At 50.4% G+C, this 26,025-nt stretch carries 15 protein-coding genes and 5 pseudogenes; 7 read left to right on the forward strand and 13 right to left on the reverse strand.

Annotation, left to right across the window (positions count from 1 at the left end):
- Nucleotides 1-346 precede the first annotated feature (346 nt).
- The 3 genes from ACQ29O_RS03760 to mdtM all read right to left on the reverse strand — a co-directional run bounded on the left by ACQ29O_RS03760 (nt 347) and on the right by mdtM (nt 4,350).
- Complete coding sequence (locus tag ACQ29O_RS03760) at nt 347-1,531, reverse strand: MFS transporter (protein WP_000233258.1); 1,185 nt, start codon at nt 1,529-1,531, stop codon at nt 347-349.
- Between the two features lie 219 nt (nt 1,532-1,750).
- On the reverse strand, nt 1,751-3,022 hold the full coding sequence (locus ACQ29O_RS03765) for a DUF445 domain-containing protein (RefSeq protein ID WP_001033033.1): 1,272 nt from the start codon (nt 3,020-3,022) through the stop codon (nt 1,751-1,753).
- A gap of 86 nt (nt 3,023-3,108) precedes the next feature.
- Nucleotides 3,109-4,350, reverse strand: coding sequence for a multidrug efflux MFS transporter MdtM (mdtM, locus tag ACQ29O_RS03770; protein ID WP_001188920.1), 1,242 nt, complete (start codon nt 4,348-4,350; stop codon nt 3,109-3,111).
- A gap of 478 nt (nt 4,351-4,828) precedes the next feature.
- Between mdtM and ACQ29O_RS03775 the strand changes: the two genes are divergently transcribed.
- Both ACQ29O_RS03775 and ACQ29O_RS03780 read left to right on the forward strand, forming a co-directional pair.
- Nucleotides 4,829-5,782 (forward strand): Rpn family recombination-promoting nuclease/putative transposase, encoded by a 954-nt coding sequence (locus tag ACQ29O_RS03775; protein WP_000749999.1) that lies wholly within the window; start codon nt 4,829-4,831, stop codon nt 5,780-5,782.
- 180 nt (nt 5,783-5,962) lie between these two features.
- Nucleotides 5,963-6,406, forward strand: a pseudogene (locus tag ACQ29O_RS03780) (aldehyde dehydrogenase family protein); the annotation flags it as partial.
- Here the strand turns inward: ACQ29O_RS03780 and ACQ29O_RS03785 are convergent.
- The 4 genes and pseudogenes from ACQ29O_RS03785 to ACQ29O_RS03800 form a co-directional block, all read right to left on the reverse strand.
- Nucleotides 6,395-7,606, reverse strand: a pseudogene (locus tag ACQ29O_RS03785) (type I restriction endonuclease); the annotation flags it as partial. The pseudogenes ACQ29O_RS03780 and ACQ29O_RS03785 overlap by 12 nt on opposite strands.
- Nucleotides 7,607-7,700: 94 nt before the next feature.
- A complete protein-coding gene (locus tag ACQ29O_RS03790; RefSeq protein WP_000863532.1) occupies nt 7,701-9,005 on the reverse strand; it encodes a type I restriction-modification protein specificity subunit in 1,305 nt (434 codons plus the stop codon).
- Nucleotides 8,995-10,614, reverse strand: a complete 1,620-nt coding sequence (locus ACQ29O_RS03795) for a type I restriction-modification system subunit M (RefSeq protein ID WP_001029734.1) — start codon at nt 10,612-10,614, stop codon at nt 8,995-8,997. The genes ACQ29O_RS03790 and ACQ29O_RS03795 overlap by 11 nt, the downstream gene beginning before the upstream one ends.
- A 63-nt stretch (nt 10,615-10,677) precedes the next feature.
- Nucleotides 10,678-11,844, reverse strand: a pseudogene (locus ACQ29O_RS03800) (restriction endonuclease).
- Nucleotides 11,845-11,968: 124 nt separating this feature from the next.
- Between ACQ29O_RS03800 and ACQ29O_RS03805 the strand changes: the two are divergent.
- The gene (locus ACQ29O_RS03805; protein WP_001055725.1) at nt 11,969-12,103 is read left to right on the forward strand and encodes a hypothetical protein; all 135 of its coding nucleotides are present in this window, start codon (nt 11,969-11,971) and stop codon (nt 12,101-12,103) included.
- 221 nt (nt 12,104-12,324) lie between these two features.
- Here the strand turns inward: ACQ29O_RS03805 and ACQ29O_RS03810 are convergent, their stop codons facing one another.
- The 3 genes and pseudogenes from ACQ29O_RS03810 to ACQ29O_RS03820 form a co-directional block, all read right to left on the reverse strand.
- Entirely contained in the window at nt 12,325-12,963 is a 639-nt protein-coding gene (locus ACQ29O_RS03810) for an HsdM family class I SAM-dependent methyltransferase (protein WP_253336212.1), read from the reverse strand.
- A gap of 429 nt (nt 12,964-13,392) precedes the next feature.
- Nucleotides 13,393-13,967, reverse strand: a pseudogene (locus ACQ29O_RS03815) (restriction endonuclease subunit S).
- Between the two features lie 612 nt (nt 13,968-14,579).
- Nucleotides 14,580-16,420: pseudogene (locus tag ACQ29O_RS03820) on the reverse strand (3'-5' exonuclease).
- A gap of 402 nt (nt 16,421-16,822) precedes the next feature.
- On the opposite strand from ACQ29O_RS03820, the gene ACQ29O_RS03825 reads away from it, so the two are divergent.
- Nucleotides 16,823-17,110, forward strand: a complete 288-nt coding sequence (locus ACQ29O_RS03825) for a BrnT family toxin (protein ID WP_001131963.1) — start codon at nt 16,823-16,825, stop codon at nt 17,108-17,110.
- Nucleotides 17,097-17,399, forward strand: coding sequence for a BrnA antitoxin family protein (locus ACQ29O_RS03830; protein WP_000063142.1), 303 nt, complete (start codon nt 17,097-17,099; stop codon nt 17,397-17,399). The genes ACQ29O_RS03825 and ACQ29O_RS03830 overlap by 14 nt, the downstream gene beginning before the upstream one ends.
- A gap of 74 nt (nt 17,400-17,473) precedes the next feature.
- Here ACQ29O_RS03830 and yjiA read toward each other — a convergent pair whose 3' ends face one another.
- The 3 genes from yjiA to btsT form a co-directional block, all read right to left on the reverse strand.
- On the reverse strand, nt 17,474-18,430 hold the full coding sequence (gene yjiA, locus ACQ29O_RS03835; RefSeq protein WP_000187842.1) for a GTPase: 957 nt from the start codon (nt 18,428-18,430) through the stop codon (nt 17,474-17,476).
- A gap of 10 nt (nt 18,431-18,440) precedes the next feature.
- On the reverse strand, nt 18,441-18,644 hold the full coding sequence (locus ACQ29O_RS03840; protein WP_000460616.1) for a YbdD/YjiX family protein: 204 nt from the start codon (nt 18,642-18,644) through the stop codon (nt 18,441-18,443).
- Nucleotides 18,645-18,738: 94 nt separating this feature from the next.
- On the reverse strand, nt 18,739-20,889 hold the full coding sequence (gene btsT / locus ACQ29O_RS03845; RefSeq protein ID WP_020937323.1) for a pyruvate/proton symporter BtsT: 2,151 nt from the start codon (nt 20,887-20,889) through the stop codon (nt 18,739-18,741).
- A gap of 366 nt (nt 20,890-21,255) precedes the next feature.
- On the opposite strand from btsT, the gene tsr reads away from it, so the two are divergent.
- Both tsr and ACQ29O_RS03855 read left to right on the forward strand, forming a co-directional pair.
- A complete protein-coding gene (tsr, locus tag ACQ29O_RS03850) occupies nt 21,256-22,917 on the forward strand; it encodes a methyl-accepting chemotaxis protein (RefSeq protein ID WP_000919525.1) in 1,662 nt (553 codons plus the stop codon).
- 322 nt (nt 22,918-23,239) lie between these two features.
- Nucleotides 23,240-26,005: a sigma 54-interacting transcriptional regulator gene (locus ACQ29O_RS03855; protein ID WP_001224198.1), complete on the forward strand. Its 2,766-nt coding sequence runs from the start codon at nt 23,240-23,242 to the stop codon at nt 26,003-26,005.
- Nucleotides 26,006-26,025: the final 20 nt, after the last annotated feature.

Here is a 26,025-nt window from a genome sequence, read left to right on the forward strand (position 1 = left end):
GAATATATACCCAAAATAATTCGAGTTGCTTAAAGGCTGCAAGGGAGTGAGTCCCCGGGAGCATAGATAACGATGTAACTGGGGTGAGCAACGGCCCGTCAGGGCGAGGCCCATGGATGGGCCGGGTAATCCGTAGCCAACACAGAAGCCACTTGAAGTAGGAAGGGTATATAAAATAATAGACAGATTGATAACACTAAAAACCATAGAATAAGTATAGTTTTTAGTGGCATCTTTACCTTGAAATAACGTGTTGAGGATGTGCTATTAAAAACAGATCCGCATTGCGCCGCGAATAGCATTAAAGATACAACCCGGTGCAGATAGCGCGGGTTTACTCTACCGCTTATTCACGTATCACAAACCGTTTTTGTTTTATCTGCTGCGCGGCGCTGATCAGCGCGGCAAAAAAGAGCGCCGCGGCGCCGCAAAGCGTGGCGTTGATAATTGCCGACGCGCCATTGCCTGACAGACTGGCGGCGAGCGGACCGAGAATTTGCCCAATACCATACGTTAGCGTCACCAGGCCTAATAAATTAATATTGCCCGGCGCGCTGAGCTGTCGGGCTAGCGGCATCACCAGCGAGGTTGTGCCCATAAACGTGGCGCCAAAACCAATACTGCTCAGTATTAACAGCAACAACGAGTCGCTGGCGAGAGACAGCAGCACGCAGGCGCTCTGGATCAACAGGTTCGCGGTCAGGCATGGCAGGACACCCCAATGTTTTGCCGCCCACAGCCAGCCGAAGCAGCCGGGAATGATCGCCAGGCCGACCAACGACCAAAGGTGCGCCGTGAGTAGCGGAGAGCCCGCGCTTTTCGCCATCAGCGGCAAATAGGTAGCGACAATGATGTAGCCGAATCCGGCGAAACCGTACAACAGCGCCAGTTGCCACCAGGGCATAGGCTGATTTTCGATTCTTGCTAAAGGCGCAGGCGGCAGCGCATGAGCGCGGGGGGGAATCAACATTGCCACGATTAATAGCAATATACCGGCGAGCGCCCCGGCCCCCAGCCATAGCGAATGGGCCGAAAGCGCATAATGTAAACCGCCAATGACATATTCGTTACCCAGTGCAATCCCGGCCCCGACGCCGGAAAAGAGCGCGGCGATCACAAACGGATGGCGGGTATGATGCAACACAATCATTGATCCAAAAATCATCATTCCCGCACTCGCGACGCCTGCCAGGAAGCGCACCAACATGACGACCGCGGGCTGAGTAAATATCGCCATAGACAGAATAAGAATACCGGTGGCGACCGCCGAAGCCAGCAGCATGGGGCGTAGACGAGAGGGGATATGAAAAAGGCCAAAGGAAAACAGTAAGCTTCCCGCCAGGTACCCTGCATAATTGGCGCTGGCAATCCAGGAGAGCTGATTAAACGTTAGCTGCTTTTCCGCCAGCATTACCGGCAGCATGGGCGTATACAGAAAGCGGCCAACTCCCATCCCCAGCGTCAATACCATCATACCGAAAAGCGCCGTAAAAATGGGATGGCGAGGTGAAGCGCTCTGAGCATGAACCATGGTTTTTCTCTTTGCTAAAGTAAGGCAGGAGTGCCGGATTGTTGTTGTAAATGATAATAAAAAGTAAAATTAATGTTTCAAATTTGCAAGAAAAGAAAGTGAAGCGCAGGCGAATAACGGATTGAGAAGAGGGGCATCGGTGGGAAATGGCATTAAATTAATGCCTCCCACGTGCGGGGTTTGGCAGTTAATCTGAACGAGAATTGCGCCTTCCCCTTCTTAGATACTGAGCAGTGCCGGTATTTGCGACAGTAAATATAACACCAGACCAATAGCGCCGCCGACCAGCGTGCCGTTCACGCGGATAAACTGCAAATCTTTACCGATATTAAGCTCAATCTGCTGCGACATATCGCGCGCATCCCAGCCTTTTACGGTATCGCTGATGTGGCGCGTCAGGAAGGCGGCGAATTCCGGCGCGACGCGGTGCGCGGCCTGTTCCAGATGACCGTTAAGCGAGGCGCGTAATGCGTCGTCGGCGATCAGCGTCTCGCCAAACCATTGTCCGGCATGAGCGATGCGCTGCTTCACCTTTGAGTCTTCGGCGTTGATATCTGTTTTTAACCACTGGCGTAGATCCGCCCAGATTTCGCCGAGATAACGGTTAAACGCCTCATCTTCCTTCAGGTAACTTTTAATGTTTTCTGCCCGGGCAGCCATTTCCGGATCATGTTTAAGTTTATCGATCAGCTTATACGTCGCACGATCGAAGGCATGACGAATCTGATGCGCGCGGTCGTGACTGATATCATCCAGCAGAGAATTTACCGCGTCGGAGACCAGTTCAGCGCTGTGTTCTCCCAGCCATTCAGTCGGCAGAATCTTCGCTTTTAACGGATGTTCGGTTTCCAGCCAGCGTATGATCTGTCTGGCGATAAATGTTCGGGAGCTGTCACGCTGTAACAGGGCGATAAGCTGGGCGATCAGCGTATCGAGTAACACCTGGTGACGATCGTTTTTGGTCATGCTTTCCAGCATCAGGGCGCTGGTGCCGGAAAGATCCACTTTATCAATCGCCTTATGTACCGCTCGCTTGAGCAGCCGCTGAATACGGGCGTCATCGGTTAGTTCCAGAAAGCCGCTCATAATTTGCAGCAGATGCTGCCCGACCCGGCTGGCGTTGTCCGGCTGGCTGAACCAGTTTCCGATAAGCAGCGCGGGTTCATGGCGGCGGATTAGCGCGATCAGCGACTGCGTATCAAGGAACTTCTCCTGTACAAATTGCCCAAGATTTTCGCCGATTCGGTCTTTGTTACGGGGAATAATCGCCGTATGTCGTGAAATAAACGGAATGGGAATGCGGCGAAACAGCGCCACCACGGCAAACCAGTCCGCCAGCGCGCCAACCATCGCCGCTTCGGCAATAGCTTTTACGCCCAGCACCCAAAAACTGGGCGGCAGGAAAAGCGTGGTTACAAACGTCGCGGCGGCTATCAGCAACAGTGAGAGCGCCAGGCGTTTGGCGCGTTTGAGTTCGGCGATTTTATTCATAGGGTTAAGGATAGAGCCAGACGGCAGGAACGTGCAAAAAACATCAGATTATCCTGTGCCGGATAAGCCTCTATCCGGCAGAGTGTTTACTTCTCAGCGGCCAGTTCTGCCGCCTCATGCTGGCGCACGCGCTGTAATAGTGTCGCCAGAGTGAAGACCACAATCACCCCGGCCACCGCTGCCAGCAGGTGAAACGGCAGTCTCCCGCCGTGAAACCACAGCCAGCGGCCAACTTCGACCGACACCGCCATCACCGTCAGAATCACCATGTTCAGCGAGGCTGAAACTGTCCCTTTTGGCAAGTTGTTGGAAAAAAGCGTGAAGCGAAACAGCGTCGGGAAAATCATGCCAATGCCGAACTCGTACAGGCTGGTGCCCAGCACAGACCAAAGCCAGACGTGCGGCAGAAGAAGATTACCGAGGAGCAATGTCGCCAGCCCGCTTAACTGGATTGGTACGGCGCGCCAGATAAAACGCGGTCGGGTCGGATCTTTCACCAGGCGCACAACGATCATATTGGCCACGATCACCGCGCCGAATACGGGCACCTGCGCCCAGGCGAATTGCGAAGTACTCATCCCGCCGGCATCGATCAGGATCACCGGCGACACCGCCACCCAGCTCATCATCGGGATGTAGCTCAACGACAGCGTCGCCGCCCCGGTGAGAAAAATCGGGTTGCGAAACACATTACGAAAATCGCGCAGTACGCTCACCGCGCTGAACGGCACCGCGCCGCGTTGCACCGTTTCTGGCATCGCCAGCAGCAGGCCGCACAATGCCAACAGTCCCATCACCGCAATAATACCGAACAGTACCTTCCAGTGAACGAAGTGCATCAGCGCGGCGCCGGAGAGCGGGCCGATAACCGGAGCGACCAGCACAATGGAGGTAATAATCGCCATCAGCTTAATGGCTTTGGTTTGACCGAAGGCCTCCTGTACCGTGACGTAGCCGACCGTTGCGATAAAGCAAATGCTGGTGCCCTGCACAAAACGGGCAACCAGAAACTGCGTCATTGAGGTCGTCAACAGCGTTGCCGCGCAGGCGAGAGTAAAAATTAATGCGCCTGCAATCAGCACTGGCCGGCGGCCAATCCTGTCGGATAGCGGCCCCAGAAGCCATTGCAACGCCATTCCTCCCGCCAGATAGAGACTGACCGAGGCCGGCGCAAGACTGACGTCAGCATTAAAATCGCGCACGACGTTAATGATGCCAGGCTGAATCAGATCCGTCGTCAGATAGGCGGCAAAATCGTACAAAATCAGCGCCATCGGGAAAAATAACGTTGTGGCGCGTTGGGAGAAAAACTGAATAATCCGTTGCATAAAAAATGCGCTCCATGTCGGAGAACCCCATGATGGGATAGCGAAACTCAATACCGTCATCGTGACGTCAGGCAGGCGATGGAAACAGCGGCTGCGGATGTACTGAATTTCATGTAATCAAAAACGCTGCCGGTGAAAACACAGACAGGAAGAGACGCGTTCTGAATCTCGTCAGAACGTGTGGCGATTACAGATAACAATCAGCACATCACACCTCGGGAAATTTACGTTGCACGGAAAATATACACATTAAGTGTAATTAAATTTTGATGTTAATCAAAAGAGTTTGTCTGGTTAATAAAGATAAAGGCAGGGCGCGCAGACTGGCATTTTGCGTGTTCAGTTCCGAAAATGCATGTGCATTACAGATAACAGGATTTATCTTCCGTCGCGCCTCGCAATGCTGAAAAGGTACGGATGAGAAAGGAATTTTCAGGAGGTAGAGTCGCAGCATCCTGGTTTGGGGTGACGGAGCGCCATGAAAAAATCGACGACCTCAACACCGCATGATGCGGTGTTTAAAACCTTTTTGCGCCACCCGGAAACCGCCCGCGATTTTATGGAGATTCATCTGCCGGTGTCGTTACGCCAGCTTTGCGACCTGCGGACGCTAAAGCTGGAGCCCGGCAGTTTTATTGAAAAAAATCTGCGAGCCTATTATTCCGATGTGCTTTGGTCGCTGAAAACGCGCGAGGGCGACGGTTATATCTATGTCGTGATTGAACATCAGAGCACGCCGGATGCGCATATGGCGTTTCGGCTGATGCGGTATGCGATGGCGGCAATGCAACAGCATCTGGATGCGGGGCATAAGCATCTTCCGCTGGTGGTGCCGATGCTGTTTTATCACGGTGTTGATAGCCCGTATCCTTTTTCGCTGTGCTGGCTGGATGAGTTTGCGAACCCGGAAGTGGCAAGAAGACTCTATGCCGCTGCCTTTCCGCTGGTCGATATTACGGTGGTATCGGATGATGACATTATGCAGCACCGCCGCATTGCGCTGCTGGAGCTCATCCAAAAACATATCCGCCAGCGGGACCTGCTGGGACTGGTTGAACGGATTGCTTCGCTGTTAGTTACTGGTTGCGCTAATGACAGGCAGCTTAAAGCGCTGTTTAATTATCCTATGATTCAGCACGGACATACGCCTCGTTTCACCACGTTTATTCGTGATGTGGTAGGGCATGTCCCGCACACTAAGGAGAGACTGATGACGCTGATAGAGAGGATCCGCGCAGCGGATCGCAGAAAAGGGGAACGGCAAGGAAGACAGGTCGGTCTGGAGGAAGGATTAGAAAAAGGGCTGGAAAAAGGTCAGCATGTTGCCGCATTGCGTATCGCCAGACAGATGCTGGCGGACGGACTTGACCGCGAGACTGTCCAGCGGTTCACCGGCCTTACGGCTGAAGAGCTTCAGGATGTTAGTCACTAACACGGTTCCAGTCTGAATGTTGCAGGCCCGGTGCCCACCGGGCAACGCTCTCTATAATTATCGTTGATAACCGCACGAATATACCGAACTTTACCGATAGCGCCAGCCATCTCTACTACCCTTATTGTTCTGAGCGGCATTTACGGCTGCCTTAATGACGATAACAAGGAGACATGTGATATGGCTTACCAGACAGTGAATCCTGCCAATAATCAGCTCATTAAAGAGTATCCCCCGCACACGGGCGCGGATATTGAAACCGCGCTGCAAAAAGCTGACGCGCTCTATCACTCCGACTGGTCCAAGGGAGAGATTGACCAACGTCTGCCGGTACTGCATAAGCTGGCTGACTTGATCGACAGCCGTGTTGAAGAACTGGCAAAAATCGCCAGCCAGGAGATGGGCAAGCTCATCGAGCAGAGCCGTGGCGAAGTCAAACTGTGTGCGCAGATCGCTCGCTATTATGCGGATAACGCGAAGCAGTTTCTTGCCCCGGTGCCTTATAAAACCGAGTTTGGCGACGCGTGGGTAGAACATCATCCGATTGGCGTCATCATGGCTGTTGAGCCGTGGAACTTCCCGTACTATCAGTTGATGCGTGTGCTGGCGCCGAACCTGGCCGCTGTTGCGACCGGCCAGCTTCTCCCGCAGATCGTCGCGGCTGGTGACGGGCACCACGGTGTCGTCGCCGATATAGTTTTTGGCATTGCACATCTGCGCTGAGAGCTGATCGTCCAGATCGGTGCGGTCGGTGATCAGCACGATCGTTGGGCTGGCGAATTCGACGCTTTTCATCAGCAGGCGGGTTAAGAACTGCATGGTGTAGCTCTTGCCGCAGCCGGTTGCGCCAAAGTAGGTGCCGCCCTTGCCGTCGCCGAAAGGTTTACGCGCCCGTTCGATGCTGTAATACAGCTTGCGTGCCGCATAGTACTGCGGGTAGCGGCAGCAGATTTTCACTTCGTGTTTGGCTTTATCCGGGAAGCAGATAAAGTTTTTGATCACGTCCAGCAGGCGGACCGGGTGAAACAGCCCCTGAATCATCGAGTGCAGGGAAGGGATGCCGTTCTGCTCGCGGTTTTCATTGCCGGTGACTTTGCGCCAGGAATAGAAATACTCGTACGGCGCAAACAGGTTGCCCATGCGGTTATTGACGCCGTCGCTGATAATGCACAGCGCGTTATAGACAAACAGCTGCGGAATATCGCGGCGATAGCGGGTGCAGAGCTGTTTCCAGGCATCGCCAATATTGGCTTCCTGCTCGCGCACCGCACTTTTAAATTCAAACACTACTAACGGCAGGCCGTTGATATACAGAATGGCATCCGGGATACGCGGCTGGTTTTCTTTGCCGGTGATGGTCAGCTGATTGACGATTTTTACCCGGTTCAGCGGCTGGATAAGATGATAACTTGCCGGCGTTTCTGCGGCCTGTTGCAGCGGCACATCTTCGGTATCGAACAGTTCACGCAGCGCGGCGGGCAGATGCCGGGTGTCGAGCAGTTCGATATAGAGATCTTTCTGCTGGCGATCGTCGCGTTTAAACAGGAAACCGTTGGCCAGCCAGGCGCAGAAGGTTTTGTTGCTTTCATAGAGATCGGAGGCGGGCAGGGTGGTGAACTGTTTGATCAGCCGCTGGATCTCCTCTTCGGTGATGCCGTCGGCCTGATAGCGTGCGGCGAGGTAGTGACGAAGATCGTCTTCGATAATCACCTGATCGAGGCTGGAACGCGGCACATTATCGCCGATCAGGTGCTGATAGCCCTGATCCTGTAACAGTTCAATTATCGCCTGTTCTAACTTCGCTTCACTGAATGAGAGATGCATATCTCGCTCCGGCCCTGGCTGATTTTCTGGTAAGGGTTCCTGTAACAGAGAAAACCTTAACAGAAAGCCCCTGATTTTTCAGGGGCAAAATGGGTTATGCGGGTTCGGTTTGTTTGGCTAAGTTTGGTAGATCCTCCAGGGACAGCTCGCCGGAGATGAGTTTGGGGAGCAGGGTGTCGCGGAGGTTTGTTAAAGCAATATTTTGATAATTATTATTCAGTATTTTTGAAAAATAATTTTTAACAAGCAAAGAATAGCTATTTGTTAATTCTTCATTGCAAAAAGGAACTTTAATATTTTTGAATGTATCTCTTGTTATTGTGTTGAAAACTGAGCCGTGTCCCATTTGTTGAAGGGTTTGGACTGCATTTTTTAATTGGAAGTAAATATATTCATCAGAAATATTATTTTTACCGATAACACCATAGCATGACTGATTCATTGCCATCGGTACAGCAACCATAGCGCATTTCCCTACAGTTCCTCTGGCGCTGATTATTGTTGTTCCTTTTCTTAATAACTTTGCGGAGGAATTGTTGAGTCCTTCAATGGTAATTTTTTTCTCTGTAGTTAATACGTATACGTCGGATTCACTAGGTGCATCGACGACAGAGAACCATGGAATATCTCCATTCCAGAACTCTTCTACAGAGGTTTTAGGTGTGCCACCACCAATTAGTTCTATCAAATCGTTGAAAGATGTTGTTATCCAACCTTTCGGCATCCAACCTAACTCTGTTTCTTCAAATTCAGCCGGGAACAGTGCACGAATATCCGCCGGAAGTGGTTTGAAATCTGCACTATTGCGAATTTTTTGACGCAGTTCAGCGCGAGATTGCAGCGCTTCCGGGATTGGGTTTCCCGCATCCAGCGCGTTGTCAATCACCGGGTCGAAATCCACAAACCAGGATTTGAACAGGGTTTGGGATATTTGTTCCAGGGTATGGTTGAGCTCTTTATTTAATTTTATTTTATCATCTAAAATGCCAATAATATCAGAAGCTTCTTTTTCATAACTATAGCTGGTATCCGCTACGAGTATTCCACTAAGGTGATTTCTATTTAATGTGGGCACACCTGAGCCAACATTAAATTGGCTAAAATCAATACTTCTAAGTAAATAATAAACAAATCTAGGGTGGTGCCCCTTAAAATCCTTAACCCACAATGTTGTGTTTAAAGGCCAAAAATTAGTTGTTATATACTGACCACCACCAATGCTACCACTTAGCCCGATAACAACACCTGGAGCTAGAACTTTCTCTTCATTGTGGTAACCAACAACTCCCGTTGAAGCTACGACTGGAATATCGCCCATAACTCTTTTATCTTGAGGTAAATCGAAACCTCTTTGAAGAGTGATAAATTCATTGAGTGGGATTGTCTTTTCAAATGCCATAACCCAGCACCTCCAGATTCTGACGAATCGCGTTATCCAGTTCTTCCGCCTGCTTCATCTGTGCAAACAACGTCTGCGACAACTCGCGCATTTTGGTTTCAAACGCTACGCCGTCGTCTTCCTGCTCGGCGGCACCGACATAACGGCCCGGCGTCAGCACAGAGTCGTTCGCCTTGATCTCTGCAATGGTCGCAACCTTGCAGAATCCGGCCTGGTCTTCATATTGCGCCAACTGGCTGTCGCCGCGCTTAACGCGCTCGACCAGCTCTTCCGGCGTGCTGCGCCAGGCATGGTAGGTATCGGCGATGGTGGCAATATCGTCTGCCGTCAGCTCTTTGGTGGTGCGGTTGATCATGGTACCAAGGTTACGCGCATCAATAAACAGCGTCTCACCCTGACGGTTACGATAGCCTTTGGCCGGATCGGCTGCCTTCGATTTGGTCATAAACCACAGGCACACCGGGATTTGGGTGGTGAAGAACAGCTGTCCGGGCAGGGCGATCATGCAGTCGATCAGATCGTTTTCGATCATCTGCGCGCGGATCTCGGCTTCGCCGCTGGTGTTGGAGCTCATCGAGCCGTTCGCCAGCACAAAACCGGCGGTGCCGTTGGCCGACAACTTGGAAAGCATATGCAAAATCCAGCCGTAGTTGGCGTTACCGGTCGGCGGCGTGCGGTAGCCAGCAAAGCGCGGGTCTTTGGTCAGCTCGGCGTCGTTACGCCAGTCTTTCAGGTTAAACGGCGGGTTGGCCAGAATATAGTCGGCTTTCAGGTCCGGGTGCTGGTCGCTGAAGAAGGTGTCCGCCGGGCGCTCACCAAGGTTGGCGGAAAGTCCGCGAATCGCAAGGTTCATCTTCGCCAGCTTGTAGGTGGTGGCCGTCAGCTCCTGGCCGTACAGGGCGATATCGCGGCTTTTCCCCTGATGGCTTTCAACAAACTTCACCGACTGGACAAACATCCCCGCCGAGCCGCAGCAGGGGTCATAAATTTTGCCCTGGAACGGTTCGAGCATTTCGGTCAGCAGCGTCACCACGCATTTCGGCGTATAGAACTCGCCCCCGCCTTTGCCTTCGGTTGCGGCAAACTTGCCGAGGAAGTATTCGTACACGCGACCGACAAGGTCTTCTTTCGACAGCGCTTCCACGTCGGTTTCGTGGGCCAGCGTTTCGATGTTATCGATGGTGTCGATAAGCGACGCCAGCTTCTTGGTTTCCAGATTCTGACGGCTGAAGTAGTTGTCCGGCAGCGCGCCTTTCAGCGACGGGTTGCGCTTCTCAATGGTGGAGAGGGCGGTATCAATGCGTACGGCGATATCGTCCTGCTTAGCGTTTTGCTTGATGAACGACCAGCGCGCTTCCTCCGGCAGGTAGAAGATGTTGTCCTGCTGATAGAAGACTTCCATTTCGAGGAAATCGCCCTGGCCTTCGTCTTCCATCTGTTTGCGACGGGCTTCAAACTTATCGCTAATAAATTTGAGGAACACGAGGCTCAGCACCACGTGCTTGTACTCGGAGGATTCAACGCTGCCGCGAAGCTGGTTCGCGGTATCCCATAATGTGTCTTCAAAACCTTTCTTTGCTTTGGCTTTTTTCGTTGGTGCTTTGGCCATGATGAACTCAATCAGGAAAAATAAGGTGGCTATTGTAACGGTAAAAGCGGTGAAGTTCGCCCTTTAGTCGATTTCCAGCTCATCAAACAGCTGTAAATCCACATCCAGCAGTTCCACCGCATTGCTGCGCCTGATCCCGACGTTATTTTCGATTAACAACTCCAACAGGCGATCGCCGTCGATCAATGTAATGGGCGCGGCCCCTGGAAACAGTGCGGCCTCTGCGCATTTGGCGGCAAACTTGTCGGTAGTGATTAGCGTACCGCGAATGGCTTTGTGGTAGGGTAGTGCACCGCGTAGCTGGTCAATATAGAGGTGGGTAATGGTGTTTTGCATCCGCTTCACCTGCACTACTTCGGTAATGGTGGTGATGCCGACCTGCACTTTACCGATGACATACACGCCTTTGTCACCAGAGGCTTTGTGACTTCCACCTGTTCATAATCCATCGCTTCCAGCAACTGGCCCACCAGATGTTCAAATTTGTACGGGTTCATGGTAGAGAGCTGTTCGCGCAACACCTCTTTTGGCTGCTCGTTATAGCGTTTTACGGCGTCAAGCAGCTCTTTGCGCGGATCGGTACGACGTTCAGGTAGCGCTTTGTTGAGCCATTTTCGGACTGCATCGGTAATTTTGTAGCTCATTCCTTTACGGGCAACCAGTCTTCGTTCGACCAGATTATAAAGCCGGGCATAGAGCGTAGTTTTAACCGAGCTAGGGGAGGCGAATTTAGAGTGCTGGTGCAAGGAAGTCTGCCATTTCGGCAACAGATCTGCACGTCTGGCCTGTTTACGGCCAGCCAGTAACGCCAGTAGCATGTAACATGCCTTCGATATCACCAAGTTTGTGTAGCGTGGCCTCATCGTGATCCATAAGTAGTCGCCCCTGTTCGCTGGGGTACCAGCCGCCGTCCTCGGCAGTTTGCATCAGATCGAACAGAGGGTTATTGATAAACATGTAGCAACCATAGCTGTGGCGTGGGTTCAGGATATAGTTATCCATATTCCAGATTTGCCAGGCTATGCTGGCATCTTCACCGCTGAGCCGTTCTTTAATCCATTTATCCGGCTCGGACCAGTCAACCGGGTTCTGCGGGGGGCCGGTCTGCTCCTGAATGGCGGTGATCATATTTCGAACCGCTTTAACTGAGCATCTTGCGACGGCTTTCATCATGGCCAGGGTCATGTTCGTATGTTGGAAAAGCGGGGTAATCACTTTATAATTCTTCACGTCCATCCCTTAACGATTGCTGTGTCAATAGTTTGCTATAACAAGTACAAAATTCCTTGGGATGAATCACTTAACAGATAGAACGAGATGATTTTAGCATGCGGTAAAAGTGGAATATTTGTTCATGAATATGGAGAATATCCTTGGCAAACCATCTGTCTCATTCCTGGCAATCCTGATTGAGCCAGGTATTGGTCTTGCCTGTAAAACGATGTTCATCTTCTTCCTGATTCAGTACCGTCAGTGGGCTATTGATTAATAGTGTCTGTAGGTAAAATATTCATATAACATTATAAATTCAACGAGGTGAGTTTGTGCTGGAAAGCATATTGTAATGAATGTAACTTCTCTTCAAGCTCCTTTTGTTTCATTATTAATTGCTTCAGATCAGTTTTTTTTACTTGTGGCCTGAAGTATAACGAGGCTGACAGATTGTAATCATGAGCAGATATTTCGTTTAGGGAAGAGAGTCTGGATATTTCAGTAGTGCTGCGTTTGGTAATTAACTCTAATAATAAATTTACATTCAGGTTGTTTTTTTTTCCTCACATTTATCATTAAGATATCATTAGTTTTTTGCTTTTTCTTAAAAACTATAATATTTGTTGCGATTGCAGTAGTTTTGAACATACCTTTTGGTAGGTAGATAATTGCGGAAATATGGTTATTTTTAATTATTGTTTTTCTGATTTCGTATTCCTTGCCTTCTCGGAAAAGAATGCCATCAGGTAGGATAATCGCTGCCCGGCCATTATCTTTTAACATAAAAATGCAATACTGTAAAAAAGCAAAATCAGCATTTGATGTTGGTGGCTTACCATACATACAAAAGTGCATTTCCATATCAAATGGAATTTTTAAAGAAAATGGTGGGTTTGAAAGAATAATGTCAAAATTTTTTTTAAGATTATGCCCCTCAGTAAAGTAAGATGGGCTGATATTTGATGGAGATAGATCATTTACCAGCATCTTCATTTTTGAAATTTTCAATCTGTCTACGTCATATTCTGAACCTGATATAGCAACTTGGTTTTTAATGATTTCTGAGATAAACTCACCAGAGCCACAAGCAGGATCAAAAAAAGACTCGCCTTTTTGTGCCTGAATTATGTTACCCATGAACGTGACAATTTCGTGTGGAGTGTAATGTTTCTGTGTCGGGGGGCGGTTCTCTTCAATGAGAGATGTGAATAAGTCTAGAATACTATGGATAGATAAAGTATTAATGTATTCATTACAAATTTCTGTAATCCTTGAAATATAATTTTTGATATCACGGCTTTGTGAAAAATCATAGAGGGTAATGTTAGAGAATATTAGTTTAAACTCCTTTTGATTTAACTTAATATAACTATTATCGTTTATTATTTTTTTTCATAAATTGAAAAGATGCTGGTAAAATCTGTATGGATAAGTTGCCTGCTGGCATTGTTAAGTAAATGGCACAGTACGGTAGTTTCAAGGCAAATCATCGTTTGAGTATATTTGTCAATACTATCACAACTGAGTGACTGTAGCATTGTTAAAAAATAATGTTCGCGCATAATATTAGCTACGGTAGATTAATCTATTAATTGCAGTATGGCATAGAGTCGTTCCATTTTCTATTAAATCCTCAAGCGTTTTTTTTTGTTCATTCCATATTTTACGAAGGCCGATAACCTCATCCTGTACAGGCCGCAATGGTATGGGTATTTCAAGTGTTAATAGTTTTTTAAACTAAGATTCACGACTAATCCTCCACCTTGTAGAGCAGAAATTTTCTCATCTCCTTCTGGAGAATTAAAAAAATAATACAGATATTCAGGATTAATTAAAAGGCTGTTAACTCTTATTACAGCAATTTGGTTTGTCGTTGTTACAAGTGTACTCTGTTGGTTAACAATCATCATAGCCGGTATCCTTTCCCCTCTGAGTGGTAAAAGAATATCGTTAGTTTGAAGATTTATTTTCAGTTTCTCTGGCTGAATATCCGCAAAAGGAAGCGCTGAAAAATCAGTCAGAATACCTTCTTGTATGTCCTTAATCTGCAGGAGTCTTACATGACCTGATGCAGCCTCAGCTTTGGTTCGGAATGTGTGCCCGCCAGTAACCTCTGCGACCTCAGAAAGCAATTTAATCATCACTTTTTCTCTTGTTTGTTATCGATGTAGAGATTAACACTAATAAAAGTTGTTGTATTCTCTGCTATGTAGGCGCTATGTGACTGAATATTTACATTAACCAAAACATTGTATGAAACAGCTATCAAAAAAACACACAATACTCCGCCAGTATCCCGTTTCCTTTTCATTTTGATCTCCGTTTTGGTAGCAAAACTCGTATAGAATAGTGTGTGCAGTAAGCTACCGTACTGCATAAGGGATTGTCACTTGGTTTTATGTCTTTTTTTTGTTTGTAGAATATTGGGGAATGAATTTGTATACACCGATGTTCTTAATATGTTGATATTAAAGATTATATTAAAATTGGTAGGTTACCAAGAGGCCTTCCCCTGATAAGACGGTTGTGTCTGGCCGTCGATTGTAAATTTTAGCTTAAAGTGGCTCCCTGTTGTTTCCACTAAGGCGACCGGTTACATGTTGTAAGAAAAAGGAGTACTAATAACTGTGCTATGGCTGTTTGAAATCACCGCTCGGAAAATCTGCGGCAGGTTGCTGAAAAAAAGATTTTTATGGGAAGTTAACGGATAATACCAGTGTATTATCCGGCTTGGGGGAATGCCTACGTTACATCTATCGTGTTATCTGCTTATAGGTAGTGAGAAGATGCTCGCTGAGTGCATTTTCTCCATTCATAGTTATCAGCAGATTATAGCGAGCCCGTGTGAAGCCAACGTAAAGCCTTTTGATATCATTGCTCAAGTCTTCTTCATTTTTGGATCTGGCTGCGTCCATGACAGCGACTGACTGAAATTCGAGTCCTTTACTGCTCGGCAGAGGCATAACACACAGCCGTTCTTGCTGTGGCGACCAGTTTTTTTATCGGCAGAGGTAATAATCATTTGATAAGGGATATTGCGAGCCGTCAGTTGTGGTCCCAGCACGTCTTTAATGCTATAGGTTGATGGGCACAATATGGCAATATCAAACCACGGAATGCCCCGCTGGTGCTGTTCGATAACCCAGTTAAGGATATGCGTTATTTCCTCATCCTGGTTATCAAAACAGGTCAACTCAGGATAAGAACCCGCAATTCCGCCTGAGTCGGGCTGCTGATATTTAAGAGCATCCTCAATGTGATTATTGAGATAGTTAAATGCAATGCTACTAGCGAAATGTAATATTTGCTGAGTATTACGGTAATTAATATTCAGGATTGTCGTTCGCCCCTGAGCTTTAATGCCGACGCTGGATAAGGTGAAGTCGAGCGCTTTCTTTTTCTGATAAATTGATTGTGCATCATCATAAAGGAAAAGCAGTGTATTATTTTTGGTGTCTGCCATTCGGGTAAGAATTCTTAGCCACTCAGGATTAAAATCGTGGCCTTCGTCGATCAGCACGGCGCTGTACTGCTCTGGCTGGATGATTCCATCCTCAAAGGCGATAGAAAGGGCATTTTCCATTAGCTCAACAAAGTTTTTGCTTTTTGGCGGTAGCCGTCCATAAGACTGTAATTGTTGATGACACCATAAATAAAAATGTGTGACCTCAACAGGAAGCCTGAGCGTATGTTTCTCAATAAGGGCTTTGAGTTTTCTGGCGAGCGTAATGTTGTAGCAAATGACCAAAACAGGTTTTTCGTTTTCAATATTATTTGCAAGTTCGAGGCAACGGTGAAGTAATATCAGTGTTTTACCAGATCCTGCAACGCCATGAATCACCCGATGTCCGGACCCCATGCTTCTTGCAAGTTGTTCCTGTTGCCGGTCCATAATGGATATAATACTTGGTGTGTGGAGTGTGAAATTCTTTACATCAGCTTGCTTAATGGGTTTATGGATTCGAATATCAGGATAAAGATGCCATCTTATACGATCCAGCTGCTGAGGTGTAGTCTGGTGAGCAAAGTTGTATTTGGCAAGTAATGCGAGCCTGGCAGCTACTTTTTCCTGAGACATAAATTCATTGAGTTCATCCTTACATATCACCTTATCGGTAGGGAGTATGTCTGCAAGTTCGGTAGGTGAAAAGGCTTTCTCAAGCTGAGAGCGAGAAATATTGGACAGATACACGCCGTATCCATACGGCATAACAAAACTGCCCTGATATTGGCCTTCTTGCTGGCGAAGTTGTGGATCTGTTTTGAGGCTATTAATGGTCTGGAAAGCATACTGACGAACTTGCTCAATAGGATTTTTTAAACTTTCTATACCATTTTTAGTTTCATACTGGACATATGTTTTATTAGCACCTTTGATTTTTGTAATAAACCAGTCCTTAACTTCAATGAATAATATACCTTTGTCGGGGGTCAGAATAACAAAGTCAGGATGACTATGTTGTTTGCCCATCGGCGTGTCGTACCAGCAGGTACAGCTATCGCTTAACCCTCTCTCCAGTAGCCTTGCCAGCCTTTTTTCGCCTGCTGTAATTTTCTCGCTACAGCTACTTACGGTGGGAATAATGATTGCCATATTACACCTATATATTCATGCGATTTATGCTATTCAAGCAAAATAACGCAAAATCAAATAAATTAAAAACTTCGTTTTATTTTGATAATTTTAACAAATATTACTGAAATCATAAAGAAGAAGAATATTTATGATAAATTAATCATTCCCTTTTCGGAGGGGGAATGGACGGAGGCGATAGACGCCTAATGCCATTCTGCACGAAGCGATGCTGCGAGAGCAAAATAAGAAATAGCCAGAAGATGCCGGATGCCGGATGCCGGCTGCGCCTTCTGCGGCCTACTCTTCTGGTCAATTTTCTTTTATCTCGAATACGCAAATTGTGAAGCTATTTCCAACAATCCAGGTATAATCGTAAGATAATTGTATATACATTTTTGTATATACAATTAGGGAAAACACATGCCGATGGAGTTTGAATGGGATGCGAACAAGGCTAAAAGCAACCTGAGGAAGCACGGTGTCCGCTTTGAGGATGCGGTACTGGTGTTTGACGATCCCCGACACCTGTCACGTCAGGAGCGTTATGAGAATGGAGAATATCGTTGGCAGACCCTCGGCCTTGTTCATGGCATTGTGGTCATTCTGGTTGCTCATAGCGTTCGGTTCGAAAGTGGTTTTGAAGTTATCCGTATCATCAGCGCTCGCAAGGCAGACAGAAAAGAGAGGAATCGTTATGAGCATGGTTAAACATAAACGCGGCAATGCATCCGCGCTGAGTGCTCAGCATGAGGCTGAACTGAAGGCGCTGGCGAAAAAATCAGATGATGAGATTGATTACAGCGACATTCCCGCTTCGGAGGATGGGCAGTGGTCTGAAGCAGTGCGTGGTAAGTTTTTTCGCCCGTTAAAAACTCAGGCCTCGGTGCGTATTGACGCCGATGTGATGGAGTGGCTGAAACGGCCAGGAAAAGGCTACCAGACGCGGCTCAATGCCATTCTGCGCGAGGCGATGCTGCGCGAGCAAAATAAGAAATAGCCCGAAGATGCCGGATGGCGGCTGCGCCTTATCCGGCCTACAAATTCCCGCCAGGCCAGATAAGCGCTTAATGGTTACTTCCTTAACCCCGCAAACGCCGCTCTGATCTCGTCTTCCGGCAACTGGATCCCGATAAATACCAGCGTGCTGTGCGGCGTTTCGTCGCCCCACGGTCTGTCCCAGTCGGCGCTGTAGAGGCGCTGCACGCCCTGGAACAGCAGGCGGTTGGGTTCGCCGTCGATCCACAGCATCCCTTTGTAACGCAGCAGTTTATCCGCTGATTCCAGCAGCAGGTTTTCCATCACCCGCGAAACCTCGCTGATATCCACCGGGTAATCCAGTTCCACCACAATTGACGACATATCGTTCTGTTTATCGGCAATAAAGTGGAAACGCGGTTGGCTTGCCAGCACGCTCTCTTCCAGCATAAAGCCGCTGGTATTAAACAACTGACTCAGGTCAATATCGCCGTGTACCACGGTGTAAACCGGGGCGCGGGCGTTGATACGCGCCAGCCGCTCGCGCAGTTTCTCGCTGTCGCCTGCCACGTCGGTTTTGGTCAGCAGGATACGGTCGGCGTAGCCTATCTGCGACTGGGCGATGGTGAACTGGTTCATCTGCTCGTTAGCGTGCACCGCGTCGACCAGCGCAATCACGCCGTCTAACAGGTAGCGTTCGCATAATACGTCATGGGAGAAAAAGGTCTGAATTATCGGGCCGGGGTCAGCCATGCCGGTGCATTCAATCACCAGGCGGTCGAAAGCAATATCGCCGCGGTCGCGGCTGTCGAGCAGGTCTAATAGCGCATCTTCCAGCTCGTTGGAGCGGGTACAACAGATGCAGCCGTTAGTCAGGGTTTTGATCTGTGTGGCGCGATCGCCAATCAGTTGATCGTCAACGGAGACTTCGCCAAATTCGTTTTCGATAACGGCGATTTTAAAACCATGTTGTTCGTTGAGGATATGGCGTAGTAGGGTGGTTTTGCCGGCACCAAGAAAACCGGTAAGTAGGGTAACTGCAATCGGGGTCATAGTCTCTCCATTAACAACAGCGCATACCGCCTTTGCCATCGCCGCCGTAACGTGCTTGCTGACGTTCGCGGAAGAACTCTTCATAGGTCATGTACGGCTTGTCGGGATGGTTGGTTTTCATGTGCTCGACATAGTTGTCGTAGTCCGGAATACCAATCAACATTTTTGCCGCCTGGCCGAGATATTTTTTTGCCTGACCTAAAGTATCAAACATTCTGCCGTCCTGTTAATGAATAAAGCCGGATGGCGGCTTGCGCCTTATCCGGCCTACACTAGCCGGGATCGCTGTGCGCTACCCGGCATCAGTTTTAGTGGTGTGAAGAGATCTTCACGCCGCCCTCCGGCACGGGCACATACGGGGTTTCTTTGTCGGTACGTTTATCGCTGTTGCGTACCTTCATCCAGGTGGTGAAACCGTAGAAGATAATACTGTACACCACCACCAGGAACAGAATACTCAAACCAGCGTTAGTGTAGTTGTTCACCACGATATGGTTCATATTGGCAATCTGCTGCGCGGTCAGGTTGGTGCCGTTGGCAATCTTCTCTTTATACAGGTTTGCCATGTAGAAGAAACCTTCCATCTGTGGGTTGGCGCTGAACAGTTTCAGGCCCAGTGCCCAGGTGGTGCAGATCAGCAGCCATACCGCCGGGATTACCGTCACCCAGATGTACTTGGTGCGCTGCATTTTGATCAGTACCACGGTGCTCAACACCAGCGCCACGGCGGCCAGCATCTGGTTAGAGATACCGAACAGCGGCCACAGGCTCTTCACGCCGCCCAGCGGGTCGACCACGCCCTGATACAGCAGATAGCCCCACAAACCGACGCAGCCTGCGGTACCGATGATACCCGCGACCAGAGAATCGGTTTTTTTCAGGAACGGGACGAAGTTACCCAGTAAATCTTGCAACATAAAGCGGCCGGAACGGGTACCCGCACCCAGTGCGGTCAGGATAAACAGCGCTTCGAACAGAATACCGAAGTGATACCAGAAGCCCATATCCGCCATCGGCAGGACTTTGTGGAACACATGCGCGATACCTACTGCCAGCGTTGGCGCGCCGCCTGCGCGGTTCAATACTGACGGTTCACCGATATCTTTCGCAGTTTGCAGGATTTGTTCCGGGGAAATCACAAAGCCCCAGGAGCTGACGGTCGCCGCTGCATGTGCGGTAACGTCTTTCAACTGCGCCATAATCAGCGGCGCGTTCTCGCCGCCCATCTCGTGCAGGTTTGGCATGGTAATGCCCAGACCTGCCGGCGGGGTGTTCATCGCGAAGTAGAGACCCGGTTCAATGATCGAGGCCGCCACCAGCGCCATCACTGCAACAAAGGACTCCATCAGCATCGCGCCGTAGCCGATAAAACGCGCATCGGTCTCACAGGCCAGCAGTTTCGGTGTGGTGCCGGAAGAGATGAGCGCGTGGAAGCCAGAGACGGCGCCACAGGCGATGGTGATGAACAGGAACGGGAACAGAGCGCCTTTCCACAGCGGGCCGGTACCGTCGACATACTGCGTCAACGCCGGCATTTTCAGTTCTGGGTTGAGGATCACAATCCCCAGCGCCAGACCGACGATCACGCCGATTTTCAGGAAGGTAGCGAGATAGTCGCGCGGGGCGAGGATCAGCCATACCGGCAGCAGCGCGGAAACAAAGGCGTAGCCGATCAGCGCGAAGGTAATGGTGGTGTCTTTAAAGGTCAGCGCCGGGCCCCAGTAAGGGTCGTGGGCAATCACGCCGCCGAAGTAAATAGACGCCACCAGCAGCACGATACCAATAACGGAGACTTCGCCTACGCGTCCCGGACGCAGGAAGCGCATGTAGATGCCCATAAACAGCGCAATCGGCACCGTGGAGCAGACGGTGAAGACGCCCCACGGGCTTTCGGCCAGCGCTTTAACCACGATTAATGCCAGCACCGCGAGGATGATGATCATGATTAAGAAGCAGCCGAACAGCGCGATGGTGCCTGGAACGGTACCCATCTCTTCTTTGATCATCTCGCCAAGAGAGGCGCCGTTACGGCGGGAAGAGATGAACAGCACCATAAAGTCCTGCACTGCGCCCGCGAGCACCACGCCCGCCAGTAACCACAGTGTCCCCGGCAGATAGCCCATCTGCGCGGCCAATACCGGCCCGACCAGCGGACCTGCGCCAGCGATGGCGGCGAAGTGGTGACCAAACAGCACGTAGCGGTTAGTCGGCACGTAGTTCAGGCCGTCGTTATTGATAACCGCCGGCGTCGCGCGCGTCGGGTCGAGTTTCATGACCTTCTGGGCGATGTACAGGCTGTAGTAGCGGTAAGCCACCAGATAGACGGAAACGGAAGCGACCACGATCCACAGGGCGCTCACGTGTTCACCCCGACGTAGGGCAACGACCGAGAGGCAGAAAGCACCGATGATTCCGAGAATCACCCAGGGTATGTGCTTGAATATCTTTTTCGTATCCATAGTAAAACCTGGTTGTAAGTTTAATTATCAGCCGAAGCTGGGTGGACATTGAGTTCGTGTTTGAGGAGGTAGATTGACTGCTATGCTGAGAGGATCTTGCCAGATCATCGCGCGCGTAAAGTTAGGTAAATCAGTGAGTGGTTGTATGGCGGTTTAAGCGGTCGGACGTACCGGTAAGCGGTTTCGCGGAGGAGGGCGTGGGCTATTTTATGTGATTGAGATCACGATATAAAATGGGACGATCCTTGTTGCGCGGGGCGTCATAACGACTTCACTGAGCTAATCGTGATATTAATGGCGCGCATCCCATAAAGTTTTCCCTTTCCAGGCCGAAAATTCTGTATCTGTCTAGCGGAAAGAGAAAACATGTTAAAGCGAATTAAAATTGTTACCAGCTTACTGCTGGTATTGGCGCTATTTGGCCTTTTACAACTGACATCCGGCGGGCTGCTCTTCAACTCGCTGAAGAATGACAAAGAAAACTTCACCGTATTGCAAACCATTCGTCAGCAGCAGTCTGCCCTGAATGCAACCTGGGTGGAGCTGTTGCAAACGCGTAATACCCTGAATCGCGCGGGTATCCGCTGGATGATGGACCAGAGCAATATTGGCAGCGGCGCAACTGTCGCTGAACTGATGCAGGGGGCGACCAATACGCTGAAGCTGACCGAAAAAAACTGGGCGCAGTATGAGGCGTTACCGCGCGACCCACGTCAGAGTGAAGCGGCTTTCCTTGAGATCAAACGAACCTATGATATCTACCACGGCGCGTTGGCGGAGCTTATTCAGCTTCTTGGCGCGGGTAAGATTAACGAGTTTTTTGATCAACCGACTCAAAGCTATCAGGACGCTTTTGAGAAGCAGTACATGGCCTATATGCAGCAAAACGATCGTCTGTACGATATTGCTGTTGAGGATAACAACAGTTCCTACAACCAGGCGATGTGGGTACTGGTCAGTGTGCTGATTGCCGTTCTGGTGGTCATTATCGCCGTCTGGTTCGGCATCAAACTGTCGCTTATCGCCCCGATGAATCGTCTGATTGAAAGCATTCGTCATATCGCCAGCGGCGATCTGGTGAAGCGTATCGACGTGGAAGGCTCCAACGAAATGGGGCAGTTGGCTGAAAACCTGCGTCATATGCAAAGTGAACTGATGCGTACCGTTGGCGATGTACGTAACGGCGCGAATGCGATCTATAGCGGCGCCAGCGAGATTGCGATGGGCAACAACGATCTCTCTTCCCGTACTGAGCAGCAGGCAGCGTCTCTGGAAGAGACCGCCGCCAGTATGGAACAACTGACCGCCACCGTGAAACAGAACGCCGAAAACGCCCGTCAGGCCAGTCACCTGGCATTGAGCGCCTCTGAAACAGCGCAAAAAGGCGGCAAAGTGGTGGATAACGTCGTACAAACAATGCGCGATATCGCCTCCAGTTCGCAGAAAATCGCCGATATTATCAGCGTAATCGACGGTATTGCTTTCCAGACCAATATCCTGGCGCTGAATGCGGCGGTAGAAGCGGCGCGCGCAGGCGAGCAGGGACGCGGGTTCGCGGTGGTGGCCGGTGAAGTCCGTAATCTGGCCCAGCGGAGCGCGCAGGCAGCGCGGGAGATCAAGAGTCTGATTGAGGATTCCGTGAGCCGTGTTGATGTAGGTTCGACGCTGGTCGAAAGCGCCGGTGAAACCATGGATGAGATCGTCAATGCAGTGACCCGCGTGACCGATATCATGGGCGAGATTGCCTCGGCGTCTGACGAGCAAAGCCGTGGTATCGACCAGGTGGGCCTGGCGGTAGCGGAGATGGATCGCGTAACGCAGCAGAACGCCTCGCTGGTGGAAGAGTCCGCCGCCGCGGCTGCGGCGCTGGAAGAGCAAGCCAGCCGTCTGACCCAGGCCGTCGCGGTGTTCCGTATTCAACAGCAACAGCAGCGTGCGCGTGATGTGGCTGCGGTAAAAACCCCGGCAGCCGTGTCGTCACCAAAGGCCGCTGTGGCCGACGGCAGCGATAATTGGGAAACGTTTTAAGGGCGTATGGTGAACAGTCGGCCTACAGACGACCGTAGGCCGGATGAGATGTTCACACTTTTGCCTGATGGCGTAGCGCTTACCAGGCCTGGCAGTCCGCGCAGGCCGATTTTAAACCAGCATCAGGCGCATGGTGCAGCGTGATTCATACGCCAGGCCGTGCGCCGCTTCCTTCTCTCTTTTCTGATATCGCGCGCTAATCCAACGTTGAGTGAAGGTGTGCGGTGATCCACAAAAAATGAATAAAGCGAGAGAACGCACGGCAGGAGAGCCTTGTTTCGCGGCATCATAATTGCTGATGTGGTAATCGTGAGAGGATACGATGCGCAAAGATGCCCTGCTTGCTTTCCTGATGAACCAAACGGATTTTTTTGATCCGGAAAATGTCAGTGAGGTGTTTACCGCGCGCTATCTGGCGCAGCGTTTTAATATGCAGCGTAATACCGCCAGCCATTATCTGAACCAACTGGTGGCGCAGGGCGTGCTCTGCAAAATCAATACCCGTCCCGTCTATTTCCTGCATAAGCAGGCATTTAGCCAACAGTTTTTTACCCTTTCGCGTAATGAATACGCCAGCGTCGCGGAGCTGTTAGCGCACGGGGAACAGGAGTGCGCGCCGGACGATCACTTTTCTCTGTTGATTGGTCATGACGAAAGCCTGAAGCGGCCGATTGAGCAACTGAAAACCGCGCTGTTTTATCCCGACGGCGGACTGCCGCTACTGATGACCGGCGAAAGCGGCACCGGGAAAAGTTATCTGGCGCAGCTCATGCACGAATATGCCATCGCCCAGGCGCTTCTGTCGCCGGATGCGCCATTTATCAGTTTTAATTGCGCCCAGTATGCGAGCAATCCCGAACTGCTGGCTGCGAATCTTTTTGGCTATGTGAAGGGCGCGTTTACCGGCGCGCAGAGCGACAGACCGGGCGCGTTCGAGGCGGCTGACGGCGGCATGTTATTTCTGGATGAAGTCCACCGGCTGAGCGCCGAAGGGCAGGAGAAGCTCTTTACCTGGCTCGATCGTGGTGAAATTTATCGGGTAGGCGACACCGCGCAGGGGCATCCGGTTTCGGTACGTCTGGTATTTGCGACGACCGAAGAGATACACAGTACCTTTCTGACGACATTTTTGCGACGCATCCCGATTCAGGTCAACCTGCCGGATCTCCAGCACCGTAGCCGCCAGGAAAAAGAGGCGCTGATCTTACTGTTTTTCTGGACGGAGGCGAAAAAACTTTCGGCCACGCTTATCCTCAAACCGCGTTTGTTGCAGATCCTCAATCAATATGTTTATCGCGGCAACGTCGGCGAGCTGAAAAATGTGGTGAAGTATGCGGTGGCGACGGCATGGGCGAAAAAGCCTGGGCAGGAAACCGTTACCGTGTCGCTGCACGATCTGCCGGATGCCATGCTGTCGGCATTGCCGTCACTGAATGAACCGCTGGCGGACGACACGCCGGTGAGCATCTCGCCCGACACGAACCTTACCTGGCTGCTGCGCGCCCGCGACGAGATGCAGGGCATGATCCATGATACGCAGTGTCATGTGCTGGCGCTGTACGAGCTGGTACGTAGCGGGAAAGAGGGGTGGGAGACGGTACAAAAAAGAATGGGCGATGAAATTGAGACCCTCTTCGATCGCCTGATTTTTACCGGCGACGATAATGTGCACTCACAGCGGTTGCTGTTAATTACAAGCCAGGTGCGGGAAGAGTTTTATCGTCTGGAGAAGCTCTTCAATATGCAGCTTAACGGCAACTGTATTTACGCGCTTAGCCACTATTTAATCCATCGTACCGCACTGGCGCCTTCTCGTCTCAACAGCGAGCAGATCCGCCAACTGGACGCCTTCCTCGCCCAGAAATATCCGCTACTGTACAGCTTCTGTTTACAAATTCTGGAGACGCTGGGCCAGAAGCTGGATCTGGAGCCGAGACGCATTGATATGCTGCTGCTGGCGCTTTGGCTGCATAAACAGGGGGCTAACAACCAAAAACAGGTGACGCATGCGGTGATTCTGGCGCACGGCTATGCCACCGCCAGCAGTATCGCCAACGTCGCCAACCGGCTACTGAAAAATACGATTTTTGAATCGTTCGATATGCCGCTGGACGTCACGCCAGAGGCGATAGCGCAGCAGGTGATGCGCTATCTGGAAGAGCATCCGCTCGCCTCCGGCCTGATGATTCTGGTGGATATGGGATCGCTCAAGGCCATTCATCGCCATTTTGATCGCGCGCTTTCCACGCCGGTGACGATTATCAACAACGTCTCGACCAGCATGGCCCTGTATGTAGGGGAGCGTATTTTACAGGGGCATTTTATTGAAGAGATCGCCCGCGATATCGCCCGGGATGTGCCGGTCGAGTATCAGCTCTACTGGCCGAAAAGCAACAAACCGCGCGCCATACTGACCACCTGCGCGACCGGTATCGGTGTGGCGACGAATCTTTGCGCATTGCTGAGCGCCAGTATTCCACAGGCGCTGGAGATTGACGTCGTCGCCTGCGATTATGCGATGCTGGCGAACAATAAAACCCAGGAGCCGGTATTTATGCGCTACGACGTACTGGCGATAGTTGGCACGCTGGACCCGCACATCGCCAGCGTGCCGTGGATTTCGCTCGACTCGCTGATCTCCGGCGAGGGGAGCCACTACCTGATGCGGCTGTTTGGTTCGCTAACCACTCCGGAGCAGGTGGCGGAGATCAACAACCTGCTGCTGAAAAATTTCTCGCTCCGACGAGTGATCGAATCCGTCACCATCCTCGACACCAGCAAAGTCATCAACCACGTTGAGCAGTTTCTGCTGCGCTATGAGCATCTGGCGGGCGTTACCGTCTCGAATGAAAGAAAGGTGGCGCTCTATGTGCATATTAGTTGCCTGATTGAGCGTCTGATCCGCCATGCGGGCATTACTGCCTGGAGTGGGCAACAGTGTCCGGAACAGGAACTGAATCGGCTACGGGAAGCGTTTAGTGTCATTGAGAGTAACTACAGTGTCAAAATCCCCACCGCCGAGCTTGGCTATATTCATAATATCCTGACCTTCGAAACAGAACTTATCGAGCAAGATCAACAGTTTTAACTATTTCCCTCTGTTAACCC

Source organism: Salmonella sp. GDC200615, assembly GCF_050574145.1.
Lineage (GTDB): Bacteria > Pseudomonadota > Gammaproteobacteria > Enterobacterales > Enterobacteriaceae > Salmonella > Salmonella enterica.

Excerpts from the sequence above, each read along its gene's own strand:
- mdtM (WP_001188920.1), bottom strand. The coding sequence starts at position 4,350 with ATGCAACGGATTATTCAGTTTTTCTCCCAACGCGCCACAACGTTATTT.
- ACQ29O_RS03760 (WP_000233258.1), bottom strand. The coding sequence starts at position 1,531 with ATGGTTCATGCTCAGAGCGCTTCACCTCGCCATCCCATTTTTACGGCG.
- ACQ29O_RS03805 (WP_001055725.1), top strand. The coding sequence starts at position 11,969 with ATGAATATGGAGAATATCCTTGGCAAACCATCTGTCTCATTCCTGGCA.
- yjiA (WP_000187842.1), bottom strand. The coding sequence starts at position 18,430 with ATGACCCCGATTGCAGTTACCCTACTTACCGGTTTTCTTGGTGCCGGC.
- ACQ29O_RS03810 (WP_253336212.1), bottom strand. The coding sequence starts at position 12,963 with ATGGGTAACATAATTCAGGCACAAAAAGGCGAGTCTTTTTTTGATCCT.
- btsT (WP_020937323.1), bottom strand. The coding sequence starts at position 20,889 with ATGGATACGAAAAAGATATTCAAGCACATACCCTGGGTGATTCTCGGA.
- ACQ29O_RS03790 (WP_000863532.1), bottom strand. The coding sequence starts at position 9,005 with ATGGCATTTGAAAAGACAATCCCACTCAATGAATTTATCACTCTTCAA.
- ACQ29O_RS03840 (WP_000460616.1), bottom strand. The coding sequence starts at position 18,644 with ATGTTTGATACTTTAGGTCAGGCAAAAAAATATCTCGGCCAGGCGGCA.
- ACQ29O_RS03775 (WP_000749999.1), top strand. The coding sequence starts at position 4,829 with ATGAAAAAATCGACGACCTCAACACCGCATGATGCGGTGTTTAAAACC.
- ACQ29O_RS03795 (WP_001029734.1), bottom strand. The coding sequence starts at position 10,614 with ATGGCCAAAGCACCAACGAAAAAAGCCAAAGCAAAGAAAGGTTTTGAA.
- ACQ29O_RS03825 (WP_001131963.1), top strand. The coding sequence starts at position 16,823 with ATGCCGATGGAGTTTGAATGGGATGCGAACAAGGCTAAAAGCAACCTG.
- ACQ29O_RS03855 (WP_001224198.1), top strand. The coding sequence starts at position 23,240 with ATGCGCAAAGATGCCCTGCTTGCTTTCCTGATGAACCAAACGGATTTT.
- ACQ29O_RS03830 (WP_000063142.1), top strand. The coding sequence starts at position 17,097 with ATGAGCATGGTTAAACATAAACGCGGCAATGCATCCGCGCTGAGTGCT.
- ACQ29O_RS03765 (WP_001033033.1), bottom strand. The coding sequence starts at position 3,022 with ATGAATAAAATCGCCGAACTCAAACGCGCCAAACGCCTGGCGCTCTCA.
- tsr (WP_000919525.1), top strand. The coding sequence starts at position 21,256 with ATGTTAAAGCGAATTAAAATTGTTACCAGCTTACTGCTGGTATTGGCG.